This window comes from Vibrio chemaguriensis (genome assembly GCF_012275705.1).
In the GTDB taxonomy this organism is placed as follows: Bacteria; Pseudomonadota; Gammaproteobacteria; order Enterobacterales; family Vibrionaceae; genus Vibrio; species Vibrio diabolicus.
In genome coordinates this window covers 407,499-419,269 of record NZ_SHOE01000002.1, presented here as the reverse complement: position 1 = coordinate 419,269, position 11,771 = coordinate 407,499, and the positions used below count along the sequence as shown (strand labels likewise).

The window sequence follows — 11,771 nt, the reverse complement described above, 5'->3', positions numbered from 1 at the left end:
TAGATGTGTATAAGAGACAGGAATAAATCGAAATACATGGCTTGTAAGAGTATAGACGCAATATGAAATATTATTAAAATAAACCGCTATTTTTGTGTGTGAATTTTGGGGTTGAAATTATTATGATTTCAAATCAATTGTTTGGGTTGATTTTTTCTGTGATTGAAGAGGTCGGTGCAGAAAAATTAAGGGTGTTGAACTACGCTACTTTAAATAGTTGACGGCTTAATATTTTTATCTTGGATATCGTTGGTTTTAAGTCGCGTTTATAAATTGATTTTCTTATCGTTTATTCGCTGTCTGGTTTTGATTAACAAAGATAATTACTACGGAGTCAGTCTAATATGCACCAACTAATTAAATTATCTCTAAAATTTTCCTCGGTGTTAGTCATTAGCTCAGTTTTGGCCTCCCACAGTTTAGCGTCACCAAGTGAGCTAATTTCAAAATACGAATGTGAAGCTTGTCATGGGCCAAACGGTGTTAGCTCAGACACGAATATTCCTACCATCGCAGGGATTCCCGAGTTCAACTTTTTTGACCAGATGTTGCGTTACCTAGAAGGTAGGCCTGCAAATTCTGTTAGTCACGCTTACGGAGACACGAGCAAAAAAGGCGACATGGTGTCGATAGTTAAATCTTTATCTGAGGCGCAGATTGAAGAGTTAGCAAAACATTATGCTGGGCTCGAGTTTGTGCCAGCTAAGCAGTCTTTTGATCAAGCGTTAGCGATGAAAGGTAAGGCTATCCACGCGAAAAGTTGCGAGAACTGTCATTCGGATGGTGGCAGTAACGCTCTGGATGAAGCTTCGATTTTAGCTGGTCAGCAGAAGGGCTATCTCGCCACTACGTTGCAACAGTTTAAGCAAGGCAAACGCTCCGTTGATAAAAAAATGGATGAGGCGTTCAAAGGGCTTAGTGCCGATGATTTAAACGCGCTCGTAGAATACTATGCGAGTTATCGCTAGCGCTGCTTTGGGATGAACACCAATGAGTTTATGGCGTAAACCAAACAGAAAATGGATGCTCGGCATACCAATTGGTGGCTTATTGGCGTTTATCCTTGGTGGGGCGGCCCTCAGTGTTTTTCACTTTGGTATGGATTACACCAATCGCAACGAGTTTTGTTACAGTTGCCATATTGGGATGGATACGATAGTTGAGGAGTACCAAGCATCTCCACACTTCAAAAATGCTCAGGGTGTGGTTGCCGCTACGTGCAGTGATTGCCATGTCCCTAGGGAGTTTTTTGCTAAAATCGCATTGAAAATCGGCGCTACAGCCGACATCTATCACAAACTGACTGGAGAAATTACGTTAGAGAACTTCGAGGCGGAGCATCGTCCGAGGTTGGCTGCTGAAGTCACACAGCAGTTTATCGAGAATAAATCAAAGCAGTGTCGATATTGCCATTCCGTTGACAAGATGGATTTCGAAGCGCAAGGACGAACCGTTGCGCGTCGACATCAAATGATGGAAAGTCGAGAGCAATCGTGCATAGATTGCCATGCGGGGATTGCTCATCACCTGCCTATTTCTCTAGATTCTCCAGAGACTGTCCCACCTGAGGAGTAATACTGATACTTTCGGCTTCTTTCGCGATGGCTTTGACCATGCCTTTGAATATGAATAGATGGGCTGGCATCATGGCAAACCAGTAAAGCAGCCCGAGAAACCCCTGTGGGTGCCACCAAGCTGTGATATCCAGTTCTCGTTCATCACCATGGTCTTTGATGGTAATTTCTAAACGTCCAAGCCCCGGGCCTTTCATCCCAAAAAACAGTGAGAGGAACTGATCTTCCTCGCAGCGAATCACTTTCCAAGAGTCAATATAATCGCCGACTTTGAGCTCCGGCCCCGGAGGAGAAACGCGAATCGGTTTCCCGCCACCAAAAAAGATGTCGAGCCATTCACGTGTGCGCCACAAAATGTTGGCAAAGTAATAGCCTTTTTCACGACTCCCGATTTTTTGAGCCACTTTCCATAATGCCGCAGCGGAGGCTTGAGTTTTTATGCTCGCACTGGCTTGTTTAGGGTAGTAGCCATACCCTGGTTGCCATCGACGAAGTGCCGCTGGTTCAAAGCCCCAAACATTGCTGCGTACAAACGTGCCTTCATCTTGAATGGTATCGGATACCGCTTGCTCGTAGCTGATCAGCGTTTGCGGAAATCGTGCTTCAATCGCTTTGGAATCGGCAATGTAGTCATGCTCTAACCCCGCGAGTAATGCTTTGCCGATGTTTGCTGGTACAGAGGTGACCAAGCCGAGCCAGTACGATGCCATTTTTGGGGTAAGCAACGGTGTCGACCACAGCCGATAAGGCTTGTTGGTGATTCGGCAAATGACTTTAAACTGCTCGCGGTAGCTGAGTGTATCTGGCCCACCAACTTCATAAATTTGGTTTTCTTCTGGGGCTGATGCTTCGGCCAGCTGCAATAAATAGTGATTGAGGTTGGGTAGGGCAATAGGGTTGGCTTTTGAGTCGACCCATTTAGGCGCGATCAAAATAGGTAAGTTGTAGACAAAATCTCGCATGATCTCGAAAGCCGCGGAGCCGGGGCCAATGATGACGCCAGCACGCAATTCAGTTACTGGAACACCGGATTGTCGAATGATCTTTCCAGTGGCTTTACGAGCGGCTAAATGACGCGAGTTTCCGGTTTGCGGTTGGATGGCACTTAAATAAATGACATGTTTGACACGGCTTTGCTCCAATGCGTATTTAAAGTTCAAAGCAAGGTTTAGCTCGTACTCAACAAAGTCATCGCCTTGTGCCATTCCGTGCACTAGGAAAAATACCAAGTCAAAATCGTTCACCACAGCGAGCGTTGCTTCTGCGTCGGCTAGGTCCAGATACCGCAACGTTAAATTAGGATGGGGCCGAGTCCTTGACTCCAAATAATCGATATGTCGCGCCGCAGCCGTGACGGCGTAACCTTTGTCTAAAAGTAACGGAAGAAGTTGAGAACCAATGTAACCCGAGGCGCCTAGCACCAACACCTTTTTCATTATCTGTCCTTTTAATCGTTGGTGGAATAAACACCACAGAGTATAATCATGAGACACTTTTCCCATTCTATCAATAAGTTGTCGTTGGAGCGCTTGTGACTTTTCTCTCTCAACTCTCAATACATGCAGATAAAGCATTCTTACGTCGCTTATTCGCGATCGCGCTACCAATTACACTGCAAAGCATGATGTTTTCTAGCCGAAGCCTCGTTGATGTGCTTATGCTCGGCCAACTTGGTGAAGCTGAAATAGCCGCTGTTGGGGTAGCGGCGCGCGCGACGTTTGTTACTACCATCATGTTAGTTGGGGTGACGACGGGTGGTGCATTACTGACCGCACAATATTGGGGGGCAGGCGATAAAGTCGGGGTACGTCGCAGTACCGCTTTAACATGGATGATAGCCATGGTGTTTGCCGCCATTGCCGTTGCTTTGTTTGTTATTTTCCCACAGCCAGTTATGAAACTGACTACAGACTCACAAGAAGTGATTGAGTTAGGAGCCAGCTATCTAATTATTTCATCCGTTAGCATGTTTGCTGTTGCGTGTGTCGCTAGTATGTCGGTGGGCTTGAGAGCGATGCACCAACCGGGGCTGAGCACATTTTTTAGTGGCATAGGCATTCTGTCTAATGTTTTCCTCAACTGGGTGTTAATTTTTGGTCACTTAGGTTTTCCTGCTTTAGGGATTACAGGGGCAGCCATTGCAACGGTTATCAGTGGCGCTATCGAAGTCGGTTGTCTATTTGGCTATTTATGGCTGAAGAAACACATAATTGCATTTGGTTGGGATGATATACGCGCAGGTTTGGTTGTAGACAAAATAACGCGTTTCTTGAGCCTTTCCTTACCGACCACATTTAACTTTTTGGCATGGGCTGGTGGATTGTTCGCTTACCATGCCATCATGGGGCAAGCGGGTGTGCAAGGTTTGGCAGCGTTGTCGGTGATGACGCCCGTTGAGTCAATCGCTCTCGCTATGATGATTGGCCTATCGAATGCAGCTGCGGTTTTAGTGGGTAACCAACTCGGCGCGAAAAACTTTGAACCTGTGTATTACCAAGCTTGGGCTACGGTCATTTTGAATGTGTTTATCGCATTTGTGGTCGCTGTTGTATTGATAGTGTCCAATCAATGGATCCTTAATGCGTTTAGTGCACTGACAGCGGATACTCGCCAGTTAGCTGAACAGTTTATGGTGATTCTTGCTTTAGGTGTCGTATTACGCTCGGTGCCGATGATGGTCATTGTTGGGGTATTACGTGCGGGTGGCGACGTTAAGTTTTGTTTGTATCAAGACATTCTTGCGCAGTGGGTGATTGGGATTCCACTCGCGGCATTTGCAGCGATTCAGCTCGGTTGGGAGCCGCAATGGGTTTACTTACTCTTTTTGACCGAGGAAGTTGTGAAGTGGACGATTTGTCTGCCAAGAATGGTGAGCCGAAAATGGATGAAAAACCTTATCGGTCAATAGAGGTAAACAGAGCTTTCTGCAGCTGCAAAAATCTGCTCAATACGTCAACAAAATTAGGAACAGAAAGTGAATCGAGTTGCATTTGTACTCTCATAGTGTGATCAAGCATTCAAAATACTTTCTACTAACAGGATTTTAGTGTAGATTCTGATCCCAATTTTTAAATACCATCCGAGCGGCATAATCAATGTTAAAACTGTCAGACCTATGTAAAGGCTATGTAGACGGGGGAGAATTTCACCCTGTATTACAAGGGGCAGAATTAACATTACAGCAAGGTGACCAAGTGGCTCTGATGGGAGAAAGTGGTTCGGGTAAAAGTACTTTGCTGAACTTAATTGCCGGACTGGATACTGCAGACTCTGGTGAAGTTCAGTTTCCAAATTTTGCCATGCATGATGCGCCAGAGCATTTGAGAACCCTTTATCGCCGCAACAATATTGGTAATATCTTCCAACAGTTCAACCTGCTTCCTACGCTCAATATTGCCGACAATATTCGTTTTTGTCGTCAGTTAAAAGGTTTGCCAGAAGATAAAGAGTTGTGGCGTCAAATTCTTTCTGCTCTGGATTTAATGCCTCTGCTAGGGCGCTACCCGGAAGAAGCATCTGGTGGTCAGCAACAACGTGCTGCTATTGCTCGTGCACTCTATATGGAACCTAAAATCCTACTCGCTGATGAGCCAACTGGTAGCCTAGACGAGCGAAACGCAGAAGCGGTAATGCGCTTATTGACGAGTCTCGCTCGCCAACTGGAATGCACTTTATTGTTGGTGACACACAGTGAAAAAGTGGCGGCCCATATGGAAGGTAAGATTCGACTTCAAGGAGGGCAACTGCATGTTATGGCCCGTAGTTAAGGCACTACTCGGCCATTACCGTCGTTACCCACTACAAATTATTCTTGTCTGGCTAGGGTTAACCTTAGGCGTGTCCCTTCTTGTTGGTGTTACTTCTATCAATCAGCATGCAAAACAAAGTTATGCGACAGGAGAAAAGCTTTTCTCCAATCCTTTGCCATACCGAATCCGAACTAAACACTCTGCCAATAAAATCCCTCAAGGTTTCTATATCCAGTTGCGTCGAGCTGGGTTTAACCAATGTGCGCCGTTTGACGTGCTGCATCTAGATGCTAAAACCGATATGAGCTTGATGCTGGTGGGGATTGATCCTGTCGCGATGATTCCATTGCAGCAAGGCAAATCTTTGGGTGAGATGCCCGTTCTATCATTAATGAAACCTCCTTATCCCATTCTAGTCAGTCAAGATTTGGCCGCTTACATGAGTTGGCAGGATGGGGACTTTATTGAGATGAATGACGGAAGTCGTCTCGGACCGATTCAAGTCGATAAAAACAAAATGCTCTCTGGGACTCGGCTGGTTACCGACATCTCATTACTGCGTATGCTCAAGCGGAGCTCAGGTTTGTCTGCGATTTCTTGTGGTGAAATGCCAGAGGAAAAGCTAATAGCACTGAAAAATATGCTACCTAATGGCATGACGCTCGTTAGGAATACGCGCACGGAGCTTGAGTCGTTAACTAATGCATTCCACATGAACCTCACCGCGATGGGGATGCTGTCATTTTTGGTCGGGTTGTTTATTTTTTATCAAGCGATGTCTTTGTCATTTATTCAGCGACAACGTTTGGTGGGTATTTTGAGACAGACGGGGGTCAACGGAACGCAGTTGGCTCAAGCATTGTTGTTAGAGTTGTCGTTGCTCGTCTTTATTGCGTGGGCGTGTGGTAACTTTTTTGGTTTGATCTTGGCAAATGAACTGATCCCTGCAGTCTCATCGAGCCTGAGCGATTTGTACGATGCCAACGTAGGCTTAACAATAGGATGGTCTTGGCAGTCCAGCTTATATAGTCTGATCATGGCAGCGATGGGCGCATTAATATCGTGTTTGTGGCCATTGATTCGTTTGTTGAAGTCACAGCCAATTCGTCTATCTTCTCGACTGTCATTAATGCGATTTGCAGGGCGTGAGTTCTCTTGGCAGGCTCTTGCTGCGTGTGCGTTTTGTGTCGCGGCAATCGCAGTGTATCAAGCACCGAAAACACAAGAAACTGGCTTTGCCATTATTGCGCTGATGTTGGTTAGTGTGGCCTTGTTCATGCCATTTATTATGTGGCATATGTTCCAGAGCTTTTCTTACACCATGCGTTGGGTACGTGTACGTTGGTTTTTTGCCGATGCAGCTGCGAGCATGAGTTATCGAGGTGTGGCAACAATGGCGTTTATGTTGGCACTGGCGGCAAATATCGGCGTAGAAACGATGGTAGGCAGCTTTAGGGATACAACCGATAAATGGCTCAGCCAGCGATTAGCAGCGGATATTTATATCTATCCGACAAATAACTCAGCAGCTCGGATGAGTGCGTGGCTGCAAAACCAACCAGAAGTCAACTCGGTTTGGTGGCGTTGGGAAAAAGATATGCCAACCGAACATGGTGCTTTGCAAGTGGTGAGTACAGGCTCTTCTGAAGGTGAGCTAGATGCACTGACGGTAAAACTAGGTGTCCCGAATTACTGGTATCAACTGCACGCGACCAAGAGCTTGATGGTGAGTGAATCGATGGCCTTGAAGTTGGATATTCGCCCAGGAGACTTCATTAACTTGCAGGAACCACTGGGTGGAGACTGGCAAGTCGTTGGTGTTTATTACGATTATGGAAACCCGTATAACCAGGTGATGATGTCGCACCGGAATTGGCTGTATGCATTTGCAGGGACGGGCAATGTTGGCCTTGGTGTAGTGTTAAAAGATAGCGTTAATGGGGAGGGGCTGAAAAATCGCTTAGAAAATGTATTCCGCCTCCCGCAAGACCGTGTGTTTGATAATGGTAATATTTATAGTCAGGCAATGAGGGTATTTGATCATACCTTCGCTATTGCAGGAACCTTGGGCAACATCACGCTGATTATTGCTGTGTTTGGCTTATTCTTCGCGACATTGGCGGGCGAGTTGTCGCGGCAGCGGCACTTCTCTTTGCTGAGATGTATGGGGGTATCCGGAAAGGAACTTGTCGCATTAGGTGGTTTGCAGTTGTTTGTCTTCGGGGCCATTTCCGCGATTATTGCGGTGCCACTTGGTCTGGCACTTGCACACTTGATCGTTGATATTATCATTAAGCAATCATTCGGCTGGTCTCTGGAGCTTCAAACGATCCCTTGGGAATACGCTCAAACTATTGCTTGGGCGATGCTTGCCATCATGATTGCCGGCGCATTGCCAGTTATTAGAATGATTAAGAGTACGCCAATGAAGTCATTAAGGGACGCGTTGTAATGAAAAAAGTGGGCTCTAAAAAACGCTTGTTAGTTTCAACGATCATTGTTATTGCGTTTGCCTTTTTGACCGGGGCTGCTTTTTACTCAACTTTTTGGTTGGAAGCGACAGCGACACAAGAAAGCGAGCTTAATTCTATTCTAACGCGTGAAAATCAAACGATTTTCGAACCTGTATTACCTGACGAACATGTCTCTTTACCGTCAGATTTTCGCTTTCATCCCGAGTACCAACATGAATGGTGGCACTACTTTGCGAAACTGAAAGATGAACAAGGGAAAATATACAATGTTCAATGGAGTTACTTCAGGGTCGCGACAGACGAGCGAGAAACCAGCGGATGGCAAAACCCTCAACTGTACATTTCACATGTTGTCGTTAGCCATGGTTCGCACGTCTGGAAAGAGCAACGTGTAGCGAGAGGCGGGATAGGCCAAGCTGGCATGACTAATCGTCCTTTCAGGTTATGGATTGATAATTGGACGTGGCGTTCACTTGGTGCAACGCCTTTCCCTGGTAACTTGAATGTGACTACCGATACGTTTGGTTTAGATCTCAATACTATGACAAATGGCCCCTTTGTCGTGAATGGAGACAAAGGTTTTCAGGTGAAACACGCGTTGCAATCTGTTGCCTCTTTCAGTTTTAGTGCGCCATTTTTAAAGGTGAAAGGGAGTTTGAACATTAATGGCAAACGCTTCTCTGTTGCTGGCTCTGCTTGGGCTCAGAAAGAGTGGGGCAGTGGCTTAATTGGTGAAGGGCAACAGGGTTGGGATTGGTTTGTATTCAATTTAGATGATGGTCGAGCACTGACAGTCAGCCGCTATCGCCACCATGGACAAACACCGCATGTGTTTGGCACCGTGTCCACACGCTCAGGTAAAGTCATTAATCTCTCAGATGATGATATCAGTATTAAACCAATGCAAGTGACCAGTTTATCAAATGGAAGAAGGCTGCCTTTGCAGTGGATTATTAATATTCCAAAGCATCAAATTAACTTGACCACTCGTATTATCAAATCAGATATGTGGCTTCCTTTTGTTATACCGTATTGGGAAGGTCCTACCTTAGCTTCTGGCTCCAACGAGGCTTGGGGCTTTATGCAGCTCACCGGTTATTAAATTCTGATAAAAACCACCCCAATGGGTGGTTTTTTAGTGGATGAAACTTCCTGAATTTTTCTCAAAAGTATGGGGTTATCATGACAGTACATGCCATGTTATGCTGATTTTCTCATAATCTTGATAAACATTTGGCGCGATAACAACAAGTACGCGCTGTGATCAAAATTGAGTGTTATGTTGGAAAATACGATGTATAGTAAACTTCATATCGGAAAAATCGAAGTTTATACTCTGAAGAAGCGATTATTCTAAAGTTTTCGACCGCTATACACTCTTATCATTCTTTGTTAATCGTTTATTAAGATAATAAATATAAGGACGAAACCATGAACGATGTCATTCGTGACTTTTTCAAAATGGAATCAGCTGGTGGTATTCTTCTCGTGATTGCCGCGGCAATTGCGATGACCATTGCTAACTCACCGCTGGGCGAAACTTATCAATCTGTACTGCATACTTATGTATTTGGTATGTCAGTTTCTCACTGGATTAATGACGGCCTAATGGCTGTTTTCTTCTTACTCATTGGCCTTGAAGTTAAGCGAGAGCTACTTGAAGGTGCGTTAAAATCAAAAGAAACCGCAATTTTCCCTGCGATTGCAGCGGTTGGCGGTATGTTAGCTCCTGCTCTTATTTACGTAGCCTTTAATGCCAACGATCCTGAGGCGATTTCTGGTTGGGCAATTCCAGCGGCGACAGATATCGCTTTTGCTTTAGGTATCATGGCGTTATTAGGTAAGCGTGTACCAGTAAGCCTAAAAGTGTTCTTGCTGGCGCTTGCTATCATCGATGATTTAGGAGTGGTTGTTATTATCGCGCTATTTTACACCGGTGACCTGTCGACCATGGCGTTGCTTGTTGGCTTCATCATGACTGGTGTCCTATTCATGTTGAATGCGAAGGAAGTAACAAAACTTACGCCATACATGATCGTCGGTGCGATCTTATGGTTCGCGGTGCTTAAATCTGGTGTTCACGCAACATTGGCAGGTGTAGTGATTGGTTTTGCTATCCCACTAAAGGGAAAGCAGGGCGAACATTCTCCACTTAAACATATGGAGCACGCGCTTCACCCATACGTGGCATTTGGTATTCTGCCTCTATTCGCATTTGCCAATGCGGGGATTTCGTTAGAAGGCGTATCGATGTCAGGTCTAACTTCAATGCTGCCACTCGGTATTGCTTTGGGTCTACTGGTTGGTAAGCCTCTAGGTATCTTTACCTTTAGCTGGGCAGCGGTAAAAATGGGCGTTGCTAAGTTACCTGAAGGCGTTAACTTCAAGCATATCTTTGCGGTATCTGTGTTGTGTGGTATTGGCTTTACAATGTCTATCTTCATTTCCTCTTTAGCGTTCGGAAATGTAAGTCCTGAATTTGATACCTATGCTCGACTCGGTATCTTAATGGGTTCGACGACAGCAGCATTACTTGGCTATGCCTTACTGCACTTTTCTTTGCCTAAGAAAGCACAAGCGTAAGATAAAAAATGCGCTATTTTGTAAAGCCTCCCAATCGGGAGGCTTTTTTATACCCATAGTTCAGTACATCAGCGACTTAATAGCGACACTTTCGTATTAAGCGGATGTCTAGCCCATGGAGATGAACGGAATCATCGAAAAAGGTAGGTTGGCAGATCTGCAGGCGAAAAAAAGCCCAGCCGAAAATTTGACTGGGCGGATACAAACATAGGAGTTAATAAGAAAAAAGCAGCAACGTAACAATTAGATGGAAACAAGTTTGACGGCCAGTGAAACTTAAAATGCCCTAGTTGTTACATTTATTCAGACCGAGCCTTTTCCAAACAGTTCCATTTTTTTTTCAAAAAAATTCGATTTAATTCTTTCTGCCCGCTTGTATCGTAAAGAGGTAAGAGAAGAAGCGAACAGCGTAACCAACTTAATGGCGGTTTGAAACTCGATAGCCCTCTTTTCTATAGTAGCTATAAACTTAAATTGCATTTCAAACCTGCCCCTCCTGCTCCGACCGCCTAACGGCATTGCTAGCGTTTCAAATACGATGGTTTGCGAAACTTGGTCATTTTCTTCAGGCGAGCATCATTTGCTTATTAGACTTAAATTCAAAAGATTAGATCACACCTTCTAAGTTCTGGTCAGACCAATTGGTGAAAGTGTGATGTTAATCATTTGTTAATCTAAAGTTTCGGGAGTATATTTTCAAACAGTTGTTTAATACGAGTGATTAAAATGGCCCCGAGAACATCAACAAAAGAAAAAATACTCGATGTCGCAGAAGGACTCTTTGCTGAACATGGTTTTAATGATACTTCGCTAAGAACGATAACAGGTAAAGCGAACGTCAACTTAGCATCGGTAAATTATCACTTTGGCGATAAAAAAACGCTAGTTAGAGCGGTTTTAGATAGATACCTAGAAGCGCTCATGCCGAGCATTAAAACCTCACTAATTGAGTTAAATACGCGTGATAGCTACGACATGGACGACGTCTTTGAGTCATTGCGTTTACCTTTGCGTACATTAAATGATGTGCGCCCCAATGGTACTGCATTATTCATGTTGTTAATTGGCCGTGGTTACACAGACGTACAAGGTCATCTGCGTTGGTTCATCACCACTCGATATGAAGAGGTACTTAACCTCTTCACCTTCTCGATAATGAAGGCAAACCCGGAACTATGTGAGGAGCAGCTGTTTTGGCGACTGCACTTCACGCTAGGTACCTGCGTATTTACGATGGCTTCAAGCCAGGCTCTTTCGGAGCTTGCTGAAAGTAAATTTGAAAAGGAAGTCGATGTGAAATCTGTCGTCGATTTACTGATTCCTTATTTGTCTGCAGGAATGTCAGCGAAGCAGTTGGCACAAGACAAATAAGAAAGTTAAACCAATAATAA

At 44.8% G+C, this 11,771-nt stretch carries 9 protein-coding genes; 8 read left to right on the top strand and 1 reads right to left on the bottom strand.

The features are described from left to right. Positions 1-344: 344 nt before the first annotated feature. Both EX191_RS04130 and EX191_RS04125 read left to right on the top strand, forming a co-directional pair. Positions 345-968: a c-type cytochrome gene (locus EX191_RS04130; RefSeq protein ID WP_193447184.1), complete on the top strand. Its 624-nt coding sequence runs from the start codon at positions 345-347 to the stop codon at positions 966-968. A 22-nt stretch (positions 969-990) separates the two neighbouring features. After that, positions 991-1,575, top strand: a complete 585-nt coding sequence (locus tag EX191_RS04125) for a NapC/NirT family cytochrome c (protein WP_012841927.1) — start codon at positions 991-993, stop codon at positions 1,573-1,575. Here EX191_RS04125 and EX191_RS04120 read toward each other — a convergent pair. After that, positions 1,532-3,010, bottom strand: a complete 1,479-nt coding sequence (locus EX191_RS04120; protein ID WP_193447183.1) for a DUF2867 domain-containing protein — start codon at positions 3,008-3,010, stop codon at positions 1,532-1,534. The two genes, EX191_RS04125 and EX191_RS04120, sit on opposite strands and share 44 nt — an antisense overlap. A gap of 95 nt (positions 3,011-3,105) precedes the next feature. Here EX191_RS04120 and EX191_RS04115 point away from each other — a divergent pair, with 95 nt between their 5' ends. The 6 genes from EX191_RS04115 to psrA all read left to right on the top strand — a co-directional run bounded on the left by EX191_RS04115 (position 3,106) and on the right by psrA (position 11,751). Beyond that, positions 3,106-4,482, top strand: a complete 1,377-nt coding sequence (locus tag EX191_RS04115) for an MATE family efflux transporter (protein WP_193447182.1) — start codon at positions 3,106-3,108, stop codon at positions 4,480-4,482. 187 nt (positions 4,483-4,669) lie between these two features. Next, positions 4,670-5,341, top strand: coding sequence for an ABC transporter ATP-binding protein (locus tag EX191_RS04110; protein WP_005393230.1), 672 nt, complete (start codon positions 4,670-4,672; stop codon positions 5,339-5,341). Then, positions 5,322-7,775, top strand: coding sequence for an ABC transporter permease (locus EX191_RS04105; protein WP_005393229.1), 2,454 nt, complete (start codon positions 5,322-5,324; stop codon positions 7,773-7,775). The genes EX191_RS04110 and EX191_RS04105 overlap by 20 nt, the downstream gene beginning before the upstream one ends. Continuing rightward, complete coding sequence (locus EX191_RS04100) at positions 7,775-8,899, top strand: lipocalin-like domain-containing protein (RefSeq protein ID WP_193447181.1); 1,125 nt, start codon at positions 7,775-7,777, stop codon at positions 8,897-8,899. Before EX191_RS04105 ends, EX191_RS04100 begins: the two co-directional genes overlap by 1 nt. A gap of 329 nt (positions 8,900-9,228) precedes the next feature. Next, the gene (gene nhaA / locus EX191_RS04095) at positions 9,229-10,380 is read left to right on the top strand and encodes a Na+/H+ antiporter NhaA (RefSeq protein ID WP_006742626.1); all 1,152 of its coding nucleotides are present in this window, start codon (positions 9,229-9,231) and stop codon (positions 10,378-10,380) included. Between the two features lie 726 nt (positions 10,381-11,106). Then, positions 11,107-11,751: a TetR family transcriptional repressor PsrA gene (gene psrA, locus EX191_RS04090; RefSeq protein WP_005393225.1), complete on the top strand. Its 645-nt coding sequence runs from the start codon at positions 11,107-11,109 to the stop codon at positions 11,749-11,751. Positions 11,752-11,771 lie beyond the last annotated feature (20 nt).

Coding starts and splice junctions, on each gene's coding strand:
- EX191_RS04130 (WP_193447184.1), top strand. CDS start 345: ATGCACCAACTAATTAAATTATCTCTAAAATTTTCCTCGGTGTTAGTC.
- EX191_RS04125 (WP_012841927.1), top strand. CDS start 991: ATGAGTTTATGGCGTAAACCAAACAGAAAATGGATGCTCGGCATACCA.
- EX191_RS04120 (WP_193447183.1), bottom strand. CDS start 3,010: ATGAAAAAGGTGTTGGTGCTAGGCGCCTCGGGTTACATTGGTTCTCAA.
- EX191_RS04110 (WP_005393230.1), top strand. CDS start 4,670: ATGTTAAAACTGTCAGACCTATGTAAAGGCTATGTAGACGGGGGAGAA.
- EX191_RS04105 (WP_005393229.1), top strand. CDS start 5,322: ATGTTATGGCCCGTAGTTAAGGCACTACTCGGCCATTACCGTCGTTAC.
- EX191_RS04100 (WP_193447181.1), top strand. CDS start 7,775: ATGAAAAAAGTGGGCTCTAAAAAACGCTTGTTAGTTTCAACGATCATT.
- nhaA (WP_006742626.1), top strand. CDS start 9,229: ATGAACGATGTCATTCGTGACTTTTTCAAAATGGAATCAGCTGGTGGT.
- psrA (WP_005393225.1), top strand. CDS start 11,107: ATGGCCCCGAGAACATCAACAAAAGAAAAAATACTCGATGTCGCAGAA.